14 protein-coding genes are annotated in these 18,423 nt (G+C 67.7%); 2 read left to right on the forward strand and 12 right to left on the reverse strand.

The window, feature by feature from the left end; all coding sequences use genetic code 11:
* Nucleotides 1-52 precede the first annotated feature (52 nt).
* The 9 genes from BMZ17_RS08820 to purH all read right to left on the reverse strand — a co-directional run bounded on the left by BMZ17_RS08820 (nucleotide 53) and on the right by purH (nucleotide 14,666).
* Nucleotides 53-847 carry an SDR family NAD(P)-dependent oxidoreductase gene (locus tag BMZ17_RS08820; protein WP_093138235.1) on the reverse strand — a complete coding sequence of 265 codons (795 nt, stop codon included), beginning with the start codon at nucleotides 845-847 and terminating at the stop codon, nucleotides 53-55.
* 127 nt (nucleotides 848-974) lie between these two features.
* Nucleotides 975-3,197, reverse strand: a complete 2,223-nt coding sequence (yccS, locus tag BMZ17_RS08825) for a YccS family putative transporter (protein WP_093138236.1) — start codon at nucleotides 3,195-3,197, stop codon at nucleotides 975-977.
* A 127-nt stretch (nucleotides 3,198-3,324) separates the two neighbouring features.
* On the reverse strand, nucleotides 3,325-4,365 hold the full coding sequence (locus BMZ17_RS08830) for a beta-propeller fold lactonase family protein (RefSeq protein WP_254775259.1): 1,041 nt from the start codon (nucleotides 4,363-4,365) through the stop codon (nucleotides 3,325-3,327).
* Nucleotides 4,362-4,988, reverse strand: coding sequence for a c-type cytochrome (locus BMZ17_RS08835; protein ID WP_093138237.1), 627 nt, complete (start codon nucleotides 4,986-4,988; stop codon nucleotides 4,362-4,364). Before BMZ17_RS08835 ends, BMZ17_RS08830 begins: the two co-directional genes overlap by 4 nt.
* Nucleotides 4,989-5,033: 45 nt before the next feature.
* Nucleotides 5,034-6,689, reverse strand: a complete 1,656-nt coding sequence (locus tag BMZ17_RS08840) for a quinoprotein dehydrogenase-associated putative ABC transporter substrate-binding protein (RefSeq protein WP_254775260.1) — start codon at nucleotides 6,687-6,689, stop codon at nucleotides 5,034-5,036.
* Between the two features lie 73 nt (nucleotides 6,690-6,762).
* Entirely contained in the window at nucleotides 6,763-8,772 is a 2,010-nt protein-coding gene (locus tag BMZ17_RS08845) for a PQQ-dependent dehydrogenase, methanol/ethanol family (protein WP_093138239.1), read from the reverse strand.
* Nucleotides 8,773-9,202: 430 nt separating this feature from the next.
* The gene (locus tag BMZ17_RS08850) at nucleotides 9,203-11,323 is read right to left on the reverse strand and encodes a TonB-dependent siderophore receptor (RefSeq protein ID WP_093138240.1); all 2,121 of its coding nucleotides are present in this window, start codon (nucleotides 11,321-11,323) and stop codon (nucleotides 9,203-9,205) included.
* A gap of 320 nt (nucleotides 11,324-11,643) precedes the next feature.
* On the reverse strand, nucleotides 11,644-12,933 hold the full coding sequence (gene purD, locus BMZ17_RS08855) for a phosphoribosylamine--glycine ligase (protein WP_093138241.1): 1,290 nt from the start codon (nucleotides 12,931-12,933) through the stop codon (nucleotides 11,644-11,646).
* Nucleotides 12,934-13,079: 146 nt separating this feature from the next.
* Nucleotides 13,080-14,666, reverse strand: a complete 1,587-nt coding sequence (gene purH, locus BMZ17_RS08860) for a bifunctional phosphoribosylaminoimidazolecarboxamide formyltransferase/IMP cyclohydrolase (protein ID WP_093138242.1) — start codon at nucleotides 14,664-14,666, stop codon at nucleotides 13,080-13,082.
* An 80-nt stretch (nucleotides 14,667-14,746) separates the two neighbouring features.
* Between purH and BMZ17_RS08865 the strand changes: the two genes are divergently transcribed.
* Both BMZ17_RS08865 and BMZ17_RS08870 read left to right on the forward strand, forming a co-directional pair.
* The gene (locus BMZ17_RS08865; RefSeq protein ID WP_093138243.1) at nucleotides 14,747-15,367 is read left to right on the forward strand and encodes a CDP-alcohol phosphatidyltransferase family protein; all 621 of its coding nucleotides are present in this window, start codon (nucleotides 14,747-14,749) and stop codon (nucleotides 15,365-15,367) included.
* On the forward strand, nucleotides 15,364-15,936 hold the full coding sequence (locus BMZ17_RS08870; protein WP_093138244.1) for a hypothetical protein: 573 nt from the start codon (nucleotides 15,364-15,366) through the stop codon (nucleotides 15,934-15,936). Before BMZ17_RS08865 ends, BMZ17_RS08870 begins: the two co-directional genes overlap by 4 nt.
* A 6-nt stretch (nucleotides 15,937-15,942) precedes the next feature.
* Here BMZ17_RS08870 and fis read toward each other — a convergent pair whose 3' ends face one another.
* The 3 genes from fis to prmA form a co-directional block, all read right to left on the reverse strand.
* Nucleotides 15,943-16,215: a DNA-binding transcriptional regulator Fis gene (fis, locus tag BMZ17_RS08875; protein WP_093138245.1), complete on the reverse strand. Its 273-nt coding sequence runs from the start codon at nucleotides 16,213-16,215 to the stop codon at nucleotides 15,943-15,945.
* Nucleotides 16,216-16,347: 132 nt separating this feature from the next.
* Entirely contained in the window at nucleotides 16,348-17,295 is a 948-nt protein-coding gene (locus BMZ17_RS08880; protein ID WP_093138246.1) for a DUF3426 domain-containing protein, read from the reverse strand.
* A 45-nt stretch (nucleotides 17,296-17,340) separates the two neighbouring features.
* Entirely contained in the window at nucleotides 17,341-18,264 is a 924-nt protein-coding gene (prmA, locus tag BMZ17_RS08885; RefSeq protein WP_093138247.1) for a 50S ribosomal protein L11 methyltransferase, read from the reverse strand.
* Between the last annotated feature and the right edge of the window lie 159 nt (nucleotides 18,265-18,423).

Consider the following 18,423-nt stretch of genomic DNA (forward strand, 5'->3'; position numbering starts at 1 on the left):
CATGGTACGCAAGACATCGGGGCTGCCGATGTCCTGCGCGGGGCGCACGCCATCAGACGATGTCGTCGACCACGCCGCCATCCACGCGCAGCGCCGCGCCCGAGGTGGCCGACGCCTGCTGCGAGCACACGTAAACCACCAGGTTGGCCACTTCCTCGACGCTGGCCATGCGCTGGATCACCGACGAGGCGCGATGTGCCATGACGAAGGCTTTCCCGAGTTCCTCCAGCGATTTGCCGGTGCGCTTGACCTCGTCTTCCATCATCGTGGCGAAGCCATCGGACAGCGTCGGTCCGGGCAACACCGCGTTGACCGTCACGCCGCTGCCGGCCACGCGCTTGGCCAGGCCACGCGAGAGCGAGAGCTGTGCAGTCTTGGAGACGCCGTAATGAATCATGTCAGCGGGAATGTTGCGCGCCGATTCGGAACTGATGAACACCACGCGCCCCCAGCCCTTGTCGACCATCGCCGGCAACAGCGCACGCGACAGGCGCACGCCGGACAGCACATTGGTGTGCCAGTAGCGATCCCACTCGGCGTCATCGGTCTCGAAGAAATCCACCTGGCCGAAGATGCCGGCGTTGTTGACCAGGATGTCGATCGGCGGCAACGCGTCGATCAGCGCCTGGGTCTGCGCTGCATCGGAGAGGTCGGCCGGAATGCCGCTGAATTTCGCATCGGGCAGGCGTTCCAGCAGCTTGGCCTTGGCGGTGTCGATGCTGGCCTGGCTGCGCCCGTTGAGCACCACGTGCGCGCCCGATTCGGCCAGGCCGTAGGCGATGGCGTGGCCGATGCCGCCGGTGGAGGCGGTGACAAGGGCGGTCTTGCCGGTGAGGTCGATCTTCATGCGCAGCTCCTTGGGGGATGAGAGGCGGGGCCGACGGCAGGCGTCAGGCCAATGCGCCCCAGTCTGCGCGCGTCGATGTTGCGATCAGGTCCAGCGCGCCCGCACGGCGTGCAACGCTGCGTCGCGCTCAGGCCGGCGTGGCGGCCGAAGGCGTGGGCGCTTCAGGCGCGGGCCCGGCGATCACTTCATCCGCCGCTGCGCGCAGCTTGGGCAACAGGCGCAGGATCAACGCGAGCTGTGTGCGCAGGAGGCGCTGCTTGTCGTCGGTGTCTTCGGGCATCTGCTCCAGCGTGTCCGCCAATACGCCGACGCCGGCATCCAGGTCCTGCGGCAGCGGCTGGCGTGCGGACAGGGCCTTGGCCGTGAGATCCAGCGCGGTGCGCAGGCGCGCACCGGCTTCGTCCACCAGCGCATCGTCGGCATGCGGCGCCAGTGGCGCGCGATGCGCACCCAGCGCAGAGAGAAATCCCAGCAGCGTGTTGGACAGCGCCAGGAAGCGAAAGCCCGCATCCAGGTTGCGACGCAGGTAGCCGGGCTCGCGCACCATGTTGCCCAGCGCGGCCGAGAGCGCGGCGTCGGCGTTGTGCATGTCGCGGCGGGCAATGCGGTAGCTCAGGTCATCGCCGCCGCGGCCGCGGTAGTGGCTTAGCACTTCGTCCAGATAGCGGATGCAGGCGTTGACCACCGTGGCCATCACCAGGTGCAGGCGCCGGCCCTGCCAGTCGGGCAGGATCAGGAACGAGGCGCCGGCGGCGATCACGCAGCCGATCACCGTGTCCAGCAGGCGCGGCCATAGCAGCACGAAGCCGTTGCCCAGCAGGTTGAAGCACAACAGCGCCATCACCGTGATCGCGGCGGTGGCCAGCATGTAGCGGTCGGTGCGCGTGATGAAGAACAGCAGCGCCGCGACCAGCGCGATGATCAGCTGCAGTTCGGTCGCGGGGAACAGCTGCATCAGCGCCCAGGTGATGCCAAGGCCGACCAGCGTGCCGGCGATGCGCTGCACCAGCCGCAGGCGCGTGGCGCCGTAGCTGGGCCGGCACACGAAGGCGGTGGTCAGCAGGATCCAGTAGCCGTGTTCGGGATGGATTGCGCGCAGCACGCCATAGCCGACCGCCAGCGCGATCGCCATGCGCAGGCCGTGGCGGAACAGCAGCGACTTGGGCGTGAACTGCGCCACCAGGCGCGTAGCCATCTCGCGCAGCGTGTGCGGCGCCGAATCGCGCAGGCGCGTGTCGATGCCTTCGGTGGTGGTGTCCGACAGCGCGGTTTCGCTCAGGCGGCGTTCGATGGTCTGCAGGTTGGTGCCCAGCAGCTCCAGCGAACCGATCAGGCGATTCCAGCGCGGGTTCTTCTGCGCGCGCAGGAACGCCAGCGACTCGCCCAGGTCGGCAGTGGCGATGCGGGTCTGCTCGCCATATTCGAACGGCGTGCGCAGGCGGATCGCCGCGCCCAGGTTGGCGCAGGCCTTGCCCTGCAGGCCCAGCAGGCGCTGGCAGCGGTACAGCACGTCGCTGTGGAAGAACGCATCGGTCAACGCCTCGTACGGATAGTGCGAGGAGCTGGCGCGCTCGTGGAAATCCTGCGCCATGTAATACAGGCGGAAATACAGGCCCGACTGCACGCCCGGCCGGCCCGAGCGACCAAAGCGCGACAGGATCGCGGTCTTGGCTGCGTTGAGCGCCTCGACCACGCGCGCGTTCTGCTTGGCCAGGGCCAGCCGGCGCGCCTGCTGATCGACCTGGCGCACGGGCTCGAACAGGTCGGCCTTGAGCTTGAGGAACTTGCCCAGCTCCCAGAACAGCTGCGACAGCCGCTCGCGCACCGGGCGATTGGCGAACAGCGTCGTCCACAGGATCGACAACAAGCCGTACCAGGCCGCGCCCAGCAACAGCAGGCCGGTGCCCTGCCAGCTTGCCAGGCTGCTGCTGGCGGCCTGGCCCATGCCGTGGTCCATGCCGATCATCGCGTAGATCGACAGGCTCACCGTGCCCAGCGCGATCGAGGCGTAGCGCTCGCCCAGCGCGCCCAGCAAGGTCAGGCAGAAGGTTGCCGCCGCCATCGAGCCGACGAACAGCAGCGGATACGGGAACAGCAGCTTCACTGCGCTGGCCGCCAGGGTGAAGCACAGCAGCGAGAGCAGCACGGACTTGGTACGGCCCAGCCAGTTGTCGTCGGTCTCGGCCAGGGCGCTGGCGATGATGCCCAGGAACAGCGTCGGGATCGCCAGCAGCTGCCCGCGGTACCAGCACACGCCCATCACCACGCCCAGCGCGATGAACACACGCAGGCCATAGCTGGCCTTTTCGTGGGCCCACAGGCGGCTCAGGCGGGATTCGATCTGGGACATACGCGGCACGGGGAAGGGGCCGGCATTATCGCTGGCACCTTCCACACCGCGTGAACGGTCGCGGGCGGTTTGGCCCACGGGCCGGGACGGCGGACGTTCCCGCTGCGGCCTTGAAGCGGGCCGCGCGTCAGCGGCCCATCACCACGCCCCACGGCATCTCACCGACCGGGATCTGCTTGAGTTCCTTCATCGCGGCGGTGTCGATCACGCTGACCGTGTTGGAGCGACCGTTGGCCACGTACAGCTTGCGGCCGTCGGGGGTGAGCGAGGGATTCCACGGGCGCTGGCCGACCGGGATTTCCACCAGCAGCTTGCCGCTGGCACCGTCGCTGACCGTGACGCTGGCACCGCCGCCGTTGGACGCGTAGACGCGGCTGCCGTCGTCGGACACCACCACGCCGGCGGTGCGCAGGCCGGCGGCCACGCTGCGCATCTTCTTGCGCGTGGCCAGGTCGATCACATCCACCACGTTGGCCGATTCCTGCGCCACGTAGGCGGTGTGGCCATCGGCGGCGAAGGCGATATCGCGCGGATGCCCGCTGGTGGCGATGCTGGCGATGGACTTGCCGGCGGCCACGTCGATCACATCCAGGCTGTCGGAGGCCTCGTTGCTGGTGATGACCTGGGCGCCATCGGGCGTCCACGCGCAGTGTTCCGGCGCCTTGCCCTGCGTGTCCACGTGGCCGGTCACGGCCAGTTTGGCGACATCGACGAACATCACCTGGTTCTGCAGCTCCACGCACACCGCCAGTTGCCTGCCATCCGGCGACAGGCCAACGCCTTCGGCGCCTTCGCCGATATCAAGTTCGCCAATCACCCTGTCGCCCGCGATCTCCACCCGCAGCAGGCGATGGTGTTCGGCATCGACCACATACAGCGATTGCCCGTCCGGACCGAGCGCGATCTGCTGCAGGCGCTTGCCCAGCGCGCCGCCGGCCGACAGCGTGCGCACGACGGTGTCGCTGCCGGTATCGATGACCGAGATCGTGCCGTCCTTCTGGTTGGGCACGTAGGCGGACACGCCTGGCGTGGCCGGCGCTTCGGCCTTTGCAGGTGCGGGCGCCGTGTCGGCGTTTGCGGTGGTCGCTGCTTGCGGCTGGCATGCCGCCAGCAGGGCGAACGAGGCGGCGGCCAGCACGCCGCCGCAGCGCCAACGCAGCGCGCTCACGAGCCGCTGCCAGCGGCCGCCGGTGCTGCCGCATCGCCGGCCTTGGGCGTCTCGCCCTTGCCCGCGTCGGGATTGATCGAGTGGATGAAGGCCATGACCTTGTTGATCTCCTCGTCGCTGAGGATCGGCGCGAACGCCGGCATGATGCCGACCACGTTCTCGTGGCCCACGCGCTTGAGTCCGTGCGTGGTCTGCATGGCCTGCGAGCCTTCCTTGATCAGCGCATGCAGGGTGCTGTCGTCGCTGCCGTAGACCCAGATCTTGTTGATCAGCGGCGGGCACATGCCGCCGCCACCGGTGCCGCCGTGGCAGGCGTTGCAGCCGGCGGTGAAGTAGAGCTTCTTGCCCTCGGCGGCCAGTTCCGGCGAGGTCTTGATCGGATCGATGTGCGGGATCGGCGTGGGATTGGCCGACGGCGCGGCTTCGGTCGCACCGCCGGTCGGGGCGGCGGCAGCCACGGGCGTGGAAGCCGCAGGTGGCGATGCCGCAGGCGCGGCCGTCGCAGCGGCGGCTTCGGTCCCCGGGCCGCCCGGTTGGGCCTTCTCACCGCAGGCCGACAGCGCCAGGGCCGTCAGCGAGACCAACAGCAGGGACGTGAACGTGAGGCGTGTTTCATGGAGCATGGGTGTTCCTCCTTGATTGCTTGCGCGGGTGCTGGGCGTTGGGTGTCAGCGCTTGGCTTGCCCCGAGACCAGCGCCAGCAAGCTGGCGTTACCGGATTGCTGGGCCAGGCTGAGTGCGCTGTCGCCCTTGGCATCGCGGTGGTGGGGATCGGCGCCGGCAGCGACCAGCGTGTGCACCAGTTCCTCGCGATGCGCGGCCACGGCCAGCATCAGCGCGGTGATGCCGGCCTTATTGGCGTGGTCGACCGGCACCTTGGCTTTGAGCAGGCGTTGCACCGTGCCGGTCTGGCCGTCCACTGCGGCGAACATCAGCGGCGTGAAGCCGGCCGCATTGACCTGCGCCGGCGGTGCACCCGCGTCCAGCATCTTGTTCACCAGCGCTTCGTCGCCGTTGTGGATGGCCACCGACAGCGGCGTCCAGCCGTCCTTGGACACGACATCGAGCTTGGGTTGCTTGCGCAGCAGCCAATCGACGGTCTCTGCATCGCCGGTCCACAGCGCGGTCATCAGCGGCGTCCAGCCATCGCCATCGCGCGCTTCCAGCTTGGCGCCACCGCTGAGGAGGGCATCGCCGACCGCGAGCTCGCGCAGGCGGATCGCGTGTTGCAGCGGCAGGCGGCCTTGGTCGTCCAGCGCATCGCCGTTGGCGCCATTGGCCAGCAGCCAGCGCACGCGCGCCGGGTCGTTGGCCGAGACCGCGGCGCTGAGTTCGGCATCGGGCGATGCGCCGGCCTGCACGCGCGCCTGCATCTGCGCCAGCACCTTGGGATCGGACAGCGGCGCATCGCGATACGGCGGCGGTGGCGGATAGGCGCCGTGCGAAGGCACATCGCCTGACACCACGCAGTCGGTGCAGGCCACCAGCGGGATGTCGTAGTCCTTGAGGATGGCGGCGATGGCATCGCGGTTGTCGACCAACGCCTTGTCCAGCTTGTCGCGCAGCGCGGCGTTGTCCTTGCTCACCGCCAGCGACATCGAATACTCCAGCACCGTGTCGCTCATACGATTCAGCGGCACCATCGTCAGTTGGCTGCGCTTGGCGTAATAGCCTGCAACGGGGCCCCAGGATTCGACCGCGTCCAGCTTGCCGCTGGCGACCTGTTCGACCAGGCGCGCGGGATGCTGCTCGGGCTCGCGCGCCGAGTCGTAGAACAGGTACTGCACTTCGCCCTTGATGCCGTGGTCGTATAGCGCGCCGCGTGCGGGCGAACTCTGGAACACGCCGATCTTGGCCTGCTTCAACGCTGGATCATCCAGCGAGGTGGGCTTGAGCGGCTTGCTGCCGCTGCTGACCAGCACGTAGGTTGAGCGGAAATACGGCTTGGTGGTCAGCCCCATCTCGAAATCGGAAGGCATGTCCATCAACACGTCGCACTTGCCACTGTTGATGGTGCCGCGGGCCAGGCCGCGTTCGTAATAGGTGCGCCAGTAATAGGTGACCGGCAGGCCCAGGGATTTGCCGAGCACCTGGGCGACCTTGTTCTGGTAACCCTCGCCGGCCTGGTTGGACAGCGGCATGTTGCCGGGGTCGCCGCAGATGCGCAGTGAGGGGGCGTTGTCGTCGGCCTGCGCGACGCTGGCCACCTTGGGCGGCGGTGTCGCAGTTGCTCCTGGTGTGGCCGTGTTGCTTGAAGACGACGATTGCGAACAGGCGCCAAGCGCGAGCGCGCCAGCGGCGAGGAACAACATCGGAGTACGCATGGTGTGGAGCCTGGATCGGTGTGGGAGGGAGCGGCAGCCTTCGGCCGCCGCTCCTTGGGGACAGCGCGAAACGTCAGGACGCAGGCGTGGCGTGCTTGAGCGGCGTCGCCGACGCGGTGCTCTTGGACGGGGCCTGTGCAGGCACGCCATCGGTGCCCAGGTGGAACACGTGGACCATGCCGCCCAGCGGGATCTTGTCGAAGCCGTTGGAGAACGCCAGGCCCGCGGCGCCCAGCGCGCCGAACGGATCGCTCGGATCCAGGCCGCCGGCGATCGGCAGGCCGATCCAGCCGCCGATGCCCGAATACACCGCCACGTACTGCTCGTTGCCAACCTTGTAGGTGATCGGATTGCCGATGATGCCGCTGGGCAGCTTGGCTTCCCACAGCTTCTTGCCGGTCTCCTCATCCACCGCGCGGAACCAGCCATCGAGCGTGCCGTAGAACACCAGGCCGCCATCGGTCACCAGCGTGCCGCTCCAGGTCGGGAACTTCTCCTCGATCGCCCACTTCTCCTTGCCGGTCAGCACGTCGAAGGCCTTCACGATGCCCAGTGCGCCGGGCTTGTGCGGCTTCATCGCCACGTTGGCGAACACGTACGGCATGCCCTGCATGGTGCGGCCGCGTTCCTGCGGGGTCAGCTCCATGTACCAGTTGTTGGTGCCGCAGAAGAAGATGTTCGGCTGCTTGGGATCGACCGAGCACGGCTGCTGGTCCTTGGTGCCCATCGCCGAGGGCGAGGCCGAGACCATCTTGCCCACCTCAAGCGGCGAATGCGCGGCGACCTTGACCGGGCGACCGGTCTTCATGTCGATGCGTTCGGCCCAGTCCACCGGACCGTAGGTGTGCGCGCGCAGCAGCGTGCCATCGCGACGATCCAGCACATAGGCATGGCCATTGCGGTTGAAGGTGACCAGCGAAGGCACCTGCTTGCCGTCGATGTCCATGTCCACCAGGATCGGCTCGTTGATGCCGTCGTAATCCCACTGGTCGAAAGGCGTCATCTGATAACCCCACACCGCTTCGCCGGTATCGACGTTGCGCGCGAAGATGGTCATCGACCACTTGTTGTCCCAGTCGCCGTTGTTGCAGGCTTCCTGCGTGACCGGCTTGGCGCCGCAGCGATAGCTCGGGCTCCACAGGCCGGGGTTGCCGGTGCCGATGTAGATCAGGCGCAGCTTCGGGTCGTAGCTGTACCAACCCCAGGCTGCACCGCCGCCGCGCTCCCACTCGTTGTCCGGGAAGGTCTTGATGCCCAGGTCGCCGAGCTGGCCGTATTCCGGGTGCGCCTTGTTGAAGTCCTTGCCCAGGCAGATGTCCTTGTCGCTGCCGGTGGCGTGGCAGATCCAGGCCGGCTTGCCGTCGGACAGGTTCAAGGCCTCGACGCGACCGCGTACACCGAACTCGTTGCCCGAGATGCCGGCGATGACTTTGCCGTCGGCGATGATCGGCGCCATGGTCATGGTCTCGCCCTTGCCCGGGTCGGCGCCCTTGTACTTCCAGGCTTCCTTGCCGGTCTTGGCATCGAGCGCGATCACTTCGCCGGACAGGCTGTTGAATACGAACTTGCCATCGGCGTAGGAGCCGCCGCGGTTGACCGTGTCGCAGCACGCGACCGCGACCGAGCGCTCGTCCTGCTGCGGCGTATAGGTCCACAGCTCCTTGGGCTGGCCGGGCTGGGAAATATCCAGCGCATGGACGATGTTGGGATACGCGCTGACGGTGAACATCTTGCCGTCGATCACCAGCGGCTGGCCTTCATGGCCGCGCGTGGCGCCGCTTTTCATTTCCCAGGCGACCTTGAGACCTTTGACGTTGTCCTTGCTGATGTCGGCCAGCGGACTGTGCCGGGTCAGGGCGAAGTCGCGGCCGATGCCACCCCAGTTTTCGGGCTTGGCGACGTTGGCCTGGAACTCGGAATCGGTATCCGCCTTGGCCGCTGGCGGCGGACTGGCGGTGGGTGCGGTGGCGGAAGTTTGTGCGGTGGGTTCGGCGCTCTGTTTGTTGCAGGCTGCGGGGGCCAGGCAGAGAGCGGAGACGAGAATCGGTGTGACGATTCGGGAAGCTAAGGAAAGCGTGGACATACACCCCTCCGGTGATATGTGGACAGCTATCGTCAGGCGTGCCGCGTTGACGTGGGCGGAGCCTAGACCCCTAAAACCGGGCTTGCCAACATAGTCGGGGGGAGTATCACGTCGCAGATGGGCGGTAATTGAAAAAACCCTTTATTTCAGGGTTTTAGCGAAATTCTTGATGCAACGCGGCGAACGCAAAATGTTGCGCTGCAAAGCGCGAAGCGCGCAAAACCGGAATCTGGCGGCTCGTTTTTCGGTCTCGAACGTCGTCTTCGACGACGCATTGAGGAGCCAGCCGCTTCGCCAGTCCAAAGGGGCGCTTTGGGTCTGGGATGGGAGTGCGACAGGCGTTGCCCACCTGCGGTCGGCGGGCAGCGGATGCGTTGCGCGTCCGCAGGCCATGCGAACGGCTGGCCGTGTGGCCAGCCGTCGCGTCAACTCAGAGGTCGAATTTCACGCTGACTGCGTAAGTGCGCGGCACGCCGAGGCCGGCATTGGACCAGTAGGCCTTGTCGGTGAGGTTCTCGATGCTCAGGCGCCAGGTGGCCACGTGGCCATTGAGCGCCATGCGATAGCCGGCGCCAGCGTTGACCAGGGTATAGCCCGGCATCTTCAGCGTGTTCGCCGCGTCGTACCAAATGTCGCCGTAGTAGCGCGCGCCGGCATACAGGCTCAGGCCGTCGATGGCGGCCACGTCGTAGTCGGCGTGGACCACGCCCGACAGGCGCGAGGCCCCGGCCACGCGGTTGCCCTTGTTGGCCGCATTGTCGGGCGAGAGCTTGTCGTACGCGGTGTCCAGCCAGGTCACGCCGCCACCCACGCGCAGGCCGGCGGTGAGCTGCACGTCGCTACTGACTTCCACGCCGTCGTAGCGGGTGATGCCGTCCTGCACCAGGTATTTGCCGGCGTCGGTGTACTGGTCGATGCTCGCGCCCTGTTCCAGGCGGAAGGCGGCGGCATTGGCATTCCAGCCGGCGAAGTCGAGCTTGGCGCCCACTTCGTATTGCTTGCTGATGGTCGGGTCGAGCACCTGGCCGGCGTTGATGTAGTCGGTGCCCACGGTGCCGCCGGCTTCCAGCGACTCGATGTAGCTGGCGTAGAGCGTGACGTGGTCGATCGGGTTGAACAGCAGCGCGTAGGTCGGGGTCACCGGATAGGTGTGGTAGCTGCCGACCTGCTCGTAGTCGTTGTAGCGCCAGCCGGCCAGCAGCGACCAGCCCGGGGCGAACTGAATCGTGTCGCTGACGAAGACCGCCTTCTGGAAAGTCGCCGCGCCGCGCGTGACCTCCTTCGACGCGGTGCTGTCATGGCTCACCCGCTGCGGCTGATACAGGTTGAGGATCACCGCATCGCCGTTGGCATCGGTGATCGGGTTGTAGTTGTACGAGCGGTCCCAGCCCAGGTCGCGCTGCCACGACGCGCCAGCGACCAGCTGGTGCTGCAGCCAGCCGGTGGCGAACTTGCCCTGCAGCAGCGCCTGGCCCTGGCGCGATTCGCTGCGTCCGCCCAGCTCGTAGGAATTGACGGTGTAGTCGCCCTGCGCGTTCTGGAAGTAGGAAAAGATCTTGTTGACGTCGTTGGCGTGGCGGGTGACGCCGTAGCTGAGGTTCGCGGTCCAGTCGTCGTTGATCTTCCACGCCAGGCCGGTGGAGAGCAGGTTCTGGTCGATGTTGTAGTACGAGCCATCGACCGATAGATCGGCCTTGCCCGAGATCGCGCGCGGCAGCTGGGTGATGCCGCTGAAGTAGAACGCCGGCGCCTCGTCGCTGAGATCGCGCGACTGGTGGATCAGGTCTGCGGTCCAGGTCATCGCATCGCTCAGGCGCGCATCCAGCGACAGCGACACCGCCTTGCGATCCACTTCGCCGCCGTTGTAGGTCTCCCCCTTTTCGCGGAACACGTTGAGGCGATAGCCGAACATGTCATCCGCGCCGAAGCGCCCGCCCGCATCGACCTGGCCGCTGGCAATCCCGCTGGTGCGCCAGCCGGCGCTGACGGACAGCGTGGTCTCGTCGGTGGGCTTCTTGGTGATGTAGTTGGCGATGCCGCCGGGCGCGCCGAAGCCGTACAGGAAGCCGCCCGGGCCCTTGAGCAGCTGCACCTCCTCCATCACTTCCAGCGGCCATTCGCCGCCCCACGAGGACACCTGCAGGCCGTTGACGCGATAGCTGTCGTAGCTGAGCCCCAGGCCACGGTTGATGATCGGCGAGGACCAGCCGCTGGCGTAGCTGTTGACCTGGGTCACCACTGACGGATCGTTGAAGAACACATCGCCGAGCGAATTGACCTGGCGCTTCTCGATGTCCTCTTTGCCAACCACGCTGATCGCATACGGCGTGTCGTGCACGCTGCGGTCGCCGAGCGCGCCAGTGCCGTTCTCGATGGCCACGCCGGTGACGGTGACGCCATCGAGCTCGGTGGCTTTCTTCTTGCCATCGGTCTCCGCGTCGTCGGCGTAGGCGTGGAAGCTGGTGAGGATGGCGGCGGCAAGCAGGCCGCGGTGGAGCAGGGAGCGGCGCGCGGCAGCATGCGCGCCAGGGAACGTGGCGTTGAGGGACATGGCATTCCTGTTCGCGGACAGCACAAGGCAACCCGCATTGAAAGCAGTGCGGAAGGAAGGGTTGGCTTGCTGGTTGCAGCGATCCGCTGAGGCGGATGCGAGTGCGCGCGAAGGCGCCATGCGAACGTGGCTGGCGCGGATTGTTCCCTGTCGGAACTGTCACGTCAACGAAACACTCGCGGTTTCGCGTGCAACGAACGCGCAGGGCAGCACGACGCTGATGTGTTGCGTTTCGCGGCGCGCACAAGAAAACGCGCCCGGGAGGGCGCGCTTTCAATCAGGCAGCAGGGTGAAGCAACGCTGCGTGTGCAGCTGGAAGATCAGCCCTGCTTTTCGCGGGCGATCGCGCGCCAGCCGATGTCGCGGCGGTGGAAGGCGTGTTCCCAGGCGATCGCATCGACGCCGGCATAGGCATTGGCCTGCGCCGCCGAGACGCTGTCGCCCAGCGCGGCCACACACAACACGCGACCGCCAGCGCTGACCACCTCGCCTGCGTCGTTGAGCGCGGTGCCGGCGTGGAAGACCTTGGCGATGCCGGGCACCGAGTCCAGGCCGGTGATCACCTCGCCGGTGATGGGCGTTTCCGGATAAGGCGCCGCGGCGATCACCACGCCCAGGCTGGGCCGCGGGTCCCACAGCGCCTGGGTGACGTCGAGCTTGGCATCGATGGCCGCTTCAACCAGGTCCACCAGGTCCGACTGCAGGCGCAGCATCACCGGCTGGGTTTCCGGATCGCCGAAGCGCACGTTGAACTCGATCACCTTGGGCGCGCCGCTGGCGTCGATCATCAGCCCGGCATAGAGGAAGCCGGTGAACGGCACGCCGTCGGCGATCATGCCCTGCACGGTCGGGTTGACCACCTCGCGCATCACGCGCTCGTGGACTTCCGCGGTGACCACCGGCGCGGGCGAGTACGCGCCCATGCCGCCGGTGTTCGGGCCGGTGTCGCCATCGCCGACGCGCTTGTGATCCTGGCTGGTGGCCATCGGCAGCGCGGTGCTGCCATCGACCATCGAGATGAAGCTGGCTTCCTCGCCTTCCAGGAATTCCTCGATCACCACGCGCGCGCCGGCATCGCCGAAGGCATTGCCCGAAAGCATGTCGCGCACCGCGTCTTCGGCCTCGTCCTGGGTCATCGCCACGATCACGCCCTTGCCCGCGGCCAGGCCATCGGCCTTGACCACGATCGGCGCGCCTTTCTCGCGGATGTAGGCCAGCGCGGAATCGACTTCGGTATGCACCGCGTAGAACGCCGTCGGGATGCCGTGGCGCGCCAAGAAATCCTTGGCGAAGGCCTTGCTGCCTTCCAGCTGCGCGGCAGCGGCGGTCGGCCCGAAGATGCGCAGGCCCGCGGCACGGAACGCATCGACCACGCCCAGCACCAGCGGCACTTCCGGCCCAACCACGGTCAGCGCCACGCCTTCGTCCTGGGCCAGCTTCAGCAAGCCATCGATGTCGGTGACCTTGACTGGTACGTTGCGGCAGCGGCCTTCGGTCGCGGTGCCGGCATTGCCCGGTGCGACCAGCACTTCACTGACGCGCGGCGACTGCGCGAGCTTCCAGGCCAGGGCGTGTTCACGGCCGCCGGCGCCGATGACGAGGACTTTCATTTCAGGCATCTCCAAAGTCGTCATTCCCGCGAAAGCGGGAATCCAGCGCCTGATCTCGTGCTCAACTGACCGGCGATGGAAGTGGGAACAAGGTCAACGTCGCTGGGTTCCCGCTTTCGCGGGAATGACGGCGAAAAAAGCGAGCTTCAATGCCGGAAGTGACGCACGCCGGTGAACACCATCGCGATGCCGGCTTCGTCGGCGGCGGCGATGACTTCGCTGTCGCGCATCGAGCCGCCCGGCTGGATCACCGCCTTGATGCCGGCCGCGGCCGCCGCGTCGATGCCGTCGCGGAACGGGAAGAATGCATCGGAGGCCATCACCGAGCCCGGCACTTCCAGGTGCGCGTCGGTGGCCTTGATGCCGGCGATGCGCGCCGAGTACACGCGGCTCATCTGCCCGGCGCCGACGCCGATCGTGCGGCTGTCCTTGGCATAGACGATCGCGTTGGACTTGACGAACTTGGCCACCTTCCACGCGAACAGCAGGTCGGCGAACTGCGCCTCGGTCGGCGAGACCTTGGTCACCACCTTCAGCTCGTCGCGCGTCACCACGCGGTCATCGGCGGTCTGCATCAGCAGGCCCGACCCGATCCGCTTGGTGTCGATGAAGTGCTGGGACGGCGGCGCCATCGGGATGCGCAGCACGCGCACGTTGGCCTTCTTGGTCGCGTATTCCAACGCGCCTCGCTCGTAGTCCGGGGCGATCAACACCTCGACGAACTGGCGATCCAGGATCACCTTGGCCGTGGCCGCATCCAGCGTGCGGTTGAAGGCCAGGATGCCGCCGAAGGCGCTGGTCGGGTCGGTCGCGTAGGCGAGTTCATACGCATCGCCGCAGGCCACGCCCACGGCCACGCCGCACGGGTTGGCGTGCTTGACGATGACGCAGGCCGGCGCGTCGAACTGGCGCACGCATTCCCACGCGGCATCGCTGTCGGCGATGTTGTTGTAGCTCAGCTCCTTGCCCTGCAGCTGCTCGAAGGTGGCCAGCGAGCCCGGCGCCGGATACAGGTCGCGATAGAACGCGGCCTGCTGGTGCGGGTTCTCGCCGTAGCGCAGGTCCATCACCTTGACGAAGCTGCCGTTGGCCTGCGCGGAGAACGCGCTGCGGGCCGGCACGGCGGTCGTCGTATCGGTGACGGCCGAGAGATAGTTGCTGATCGACGCGTCGTACTGGGCCACGCGGTTGAACGCGGCCACCGACAGCGCGAAGCGCTTGGCGGCCGAGAGCTGGCCATCGTTGGCGTCGAGTTCGGCCAGCAGGTCGGCGTACTGATCGGGCGAGGTCGCCACCGCGACGCGCGCGAAGTTCTTGGCCGCGCTGCGCAGCATCGCCGGGCCGCCGATGTCGATGTTCTCGACGGCATCTTCCAGCGTGCAGTCGGCCTTGGCGGTGACCGACTCGAACGGATAGAGGTTCAGCACCAGCAGGTCGATCGGCGCGATGCCGTGCTGGGCCATCACCGCGTCATCGGTACCGGCGCGGCCGAGCAGGCCGCCGTGGACCAGCGGGTGCAGGGTCTTGACCCGGCCGTCCATCATTTCCGGGAAGCCGGTGACGTCCGAGACGTCCTTCACCGGCAGGCCCGCGTCGCGGATCGCCTTGGCGGTGCCGCCGGTGGAGAGCAGCTCGACGTTGCGGGCGGCCAGGGCCTTGGCCAGATCGATCAGGCCGGTCTTGTCGGAAACGGACAGCAGGGCCCGGCGCACGGGCAGGAAATCGGAGGACATGGGATGGCAGGCTGGGAAGTGACGCGGGGGCAGTATTGTAGGCCCCCGCGCCCGGGGGACGGGCTGGAGGAGGGATACGGATGTCGATCTACGCCTTGAAGGGCCGGTTCCAGGACCTGTTGCGGCCCGGCGTGCGCGGGCTGTTCCGGCTCGGCGTGACCGCCAACATGGTCACCTTGGGCGCGGCGCTGGCTTCGCTGGCGGTGGCCGCGGCGGTCTATCTGCTGGCGCCGGCCCAGCCGGGTTGGTACGCGCTGCTGCCGGTCTGGATGCTGCTGCGGATGGCGCTGAATGCGGTCGACGGGATGCTGGCGCGCGAGTTCGGCCAGCAGTCCAAACCCGGCGCGTATTACAACGAGCTGAGCGATGTCGTCGCCGATGCGGCGCTGTACCTGAGCCTGCTGTCACTGCCCGGGGTGAACGCGCCGCTGCTGTGGACGATGACCTGGCTGGCGGCGCTGACCGAATACGCCGGCGTGCTGGGCCTGATGGTCGGCGCCAGCCGGCGCTACGACGGCCCGATGGGCAAGAGCGACCGCGCGTTCGTGATCGGCGCGCTGGGGATCGTGCTTGCGGCGGGCTGGCTGGGCGCCGGCTTCGTCACCGGCATGCTCGGCGCGATGGCCGCGCTGTGCGCACTGACGGTCTTCAATCGCGTCCGCAACGGCCTGCGCGAGGCCGCGTCGGTGCCGCGCGCGTGACCTTGCCGGCATCGGCGGCGCGCCTCACGCCACCGCTGGCGCTGGTTGCACTGCTTTGGGGATTCGCCGAGACCACGCTGTTCTTCGTGATCCCGGATGTGTGGATCGGGCGCTGCGCCCTGCGCTCGCGTCGCGCGGGATTGCTGGCGGCCGGCTGTGCGCTGGTTGGTGCCCTGATCGGTGGCAGCCTGCTCTATGGGCTGTCGCTGCACGGCCACGCCGCGCTGCTGGCGGTGTTCGATCGCCTGCCTGCGATCTCCGCGGCGATGATCGCCGGCGTTGGCCAACAATTGACCAGCCTTGGTGCGCCAGGCGTGGTGCTGGGCGGCTTCAGCGGCGTGCCTTACAAACTCTATGCGGCGCAGGCCCATGCGGCCGGGATCGGCCTGCCGGTGTTCCTGGGGTTCACGGTGATCGCGCGTGGCTTGCGCTTCATCGTGGCGGCGTTGCTGGTGGGCAGCTTGGCGCGCGTGGGCACGGCGCGGATCGGCGCGCGCGCGACGGCGCAGGCCTATGTCGTCCTGGTGGTGCTGGGCTACGCGGCGTACTGGACGCTGATGCCGAACTAGGCCGGTTCAGGCCAGTCCGTAGTCCTTGAGCTTCTTGCGCAGCGTCGCGCGATGGATGCCCAGCAGCGCTGCGGCACGGCTCTGGTTGCCTTCGCAATGGTTCAGCACTTCGACGAACAGCGGGATTTCCATCTCGCGCAGGACGATCTCGTACACGTCATCGGCATCGCAGCCGTTGAGGTCGCGCAGGTAGCGACGGACGGACTGCGCGACGTGTTCGCGCAACGGCGACTTGGGCGTGCCACGACTGGCGTCCTGGCGGGTCGAAGCAGCGTTCAAGGCGTCCCCGGTGTAGATGCAGCGAAAGGAAGGCCCGGTCGGTGATCGACGCGCATGGCGGATCTCGACGGGGGAGGGAGTCTAGCGCGTGACCGGCACGCGCGCACCTTCCAAAATCCAAATTTGCCGCGTTCAGTGAAACTCGAAAGCGAAGGCGACCACGCCGCCTTCCGGTTCACGCACACGCACGGTCATCTGGCCGCTTTGCCCCGGTGCCAGCGTGGACTGCAGCTGGCCCGGCTCCAGGTAGTCGGCCGGCACCACCACGCGCGCACCGGCGATGCGGCCATCGGCATCGGACAGCGACAGGCTCACCGAAGGCCACGGCTGCGGCCAGCGCGCATCGTTGCGGAAGGTCGCGCGCACCTGCAGCACGCCGGCCGCATCGGGCAGTGGCTTCACGTCACGCGCGAGCATCGTGTAGGCCTGCGGCTGCTGCCATGCCGGCAGCGTGCAGCGCAGCGCGCCGCAGACACGTTCCAGCAGCGGTCGCCACGCAGCGTCCTGGGCCAGGCGCGCGCGATCGGCGACCAGCATCTGGATGATCAGCACGCCGGTCAGCACGGCCAGTGCCGCCCAGTGCCAGCTGGGAATACGCACCTGCGGCGCGCGCGGCGCGACACGGGCGAAGCTCGGGCCGGCATCGACACCAGGCGTGTCGTCGAAGGCCTCATGATCGGCGCGCAAGGTTGGGTCGTTGGGGTCGTCGGGCGGCACGATGAATTCGTCTTCGTCGGGCAACGGCGGTTCGTCCGCGGGCACTTCGATCTCTGGCTGCACGGTGACGGCGGACGTAGGCGCGATCGGCGCGGCCTCGGGTTCGGGCACGGCCGGTGATTCAACGCGCGCGCTGTCGGCGACGATCGGCGGGTCCTGCGTCGCGCGTGGCGCCGCCGGATAGTCCAGCGTCTGCGTCACCTGGGTGCGGGTCAGTACCGGGGCCAGTGCGCCCGGACGCAGCAGGCTGGCCAGGCTGGGGCCGCGCGGCGCGTCCTGGCCGCAATGCGGACACTGCGCCGGCGGCAACCCGGTGGTGGGGTCGTTGAGCAGCGCATGGAGGCATCGCGGGCATTCAAGCATCGCCGTATTCAACCATGCAGGCCGGTCGCGGGAACAGGACGGGGTTCAAGACGCGCGACGGACGCCGTCGATCCGCATCCAGTCGTCCTGGCGGGTGGCGACCAGCTCGTCGAACCACGCCGCGTAGCGCACCAGCAGCTCGTCTTCCTGCCCGTGCAGGATGCCGCTCAGCGCGATGCGGCCACCGGGCGCGACGCGCGCGGCCAGGGTGTCTGCCAGCGCATCCAGCGCCGAGGCCAGGATGTTGGCGACCACCACTGGATAGGTCTGCACCGGCTCGTCGTCGGGCAGGAATACCTGCAGGCGCTCTTCCACGCCGTTGCGCTCAGCGTTGTCATGCGTGGCCAGCAGCGCCTGCGGATCGTTGTCCACGCCGATGGCCTGGGCCGCGCCCAGCTTCAGCGCGGCCAGCGCCAGGATTCCCGAGCCGCAGCCGAAGTCGAGCACGGCCTGGCCATCGAGCTGGCCGGCGCCCGCCAGCGTGTCCAGCCAGGTCAGGCACAGCGCGGTGGTGGGATGGGTGCCCGAGCCGAAGGCCAGGCCCGGGTCCAGGCGCACCACCGCCGCCTCGGCGGTCTGTGCCTCGGCGGGCAAGTCATGGTTCCAAGGCACGATGAAGGTGCGCGCACCGAACTGCATCGGCGCGAACTGGTCGATCCACGCGCGTTCCCAGTCCTGGTCTTCAACCATGCGGAACGAGGCCTGGGTCCAGTCCAGCCCAGCGTCGAAGGCCTCCAGCGCGGCCAGCAACACCAGCGCGTCGGCGTCGTCGGGAAACAGCGCGGTCAGCACCAGCGCATGCCATAGCGGGGTCTCGCCGACGCCGGGTTCGAGGATGGCGCGCTCGTTGCTGGTCTCGGCATCGGCGTCGACCAGGGTCACCGCCAGTGCGCCGATGTCTTCCAGCGCGTGTTCGTAACGCGGCTGCTGGGCTTCGCTGCAGGGGACGGAAAGTTCGAGGAAGGGCATGGCGCGCTCGGCGTGGCGCCCGCGCAATGCGCGCGAGCTTTCAGGGCGCGCCACCTTACTCAAAGCCCCGGCGCGCCGCCAGCGCACGCCGGCCCACTTTTGCTTGTGGCCAGATGCACGAAAGCCGGCAGGAGCCGGCTTTCGTAGAGGCGCGTGATG

The organism is Pseudoxanthomonas sp. GM95 (assembly GCF_900109775.1).
In the GTDB taxonomy this organism is placed as follows: Bacteria; Pseudomonadota; Gammaproteobacteria; order Xanthomonadales; family Xanthomonadaceae; genus Pseudoxanthomonas_A.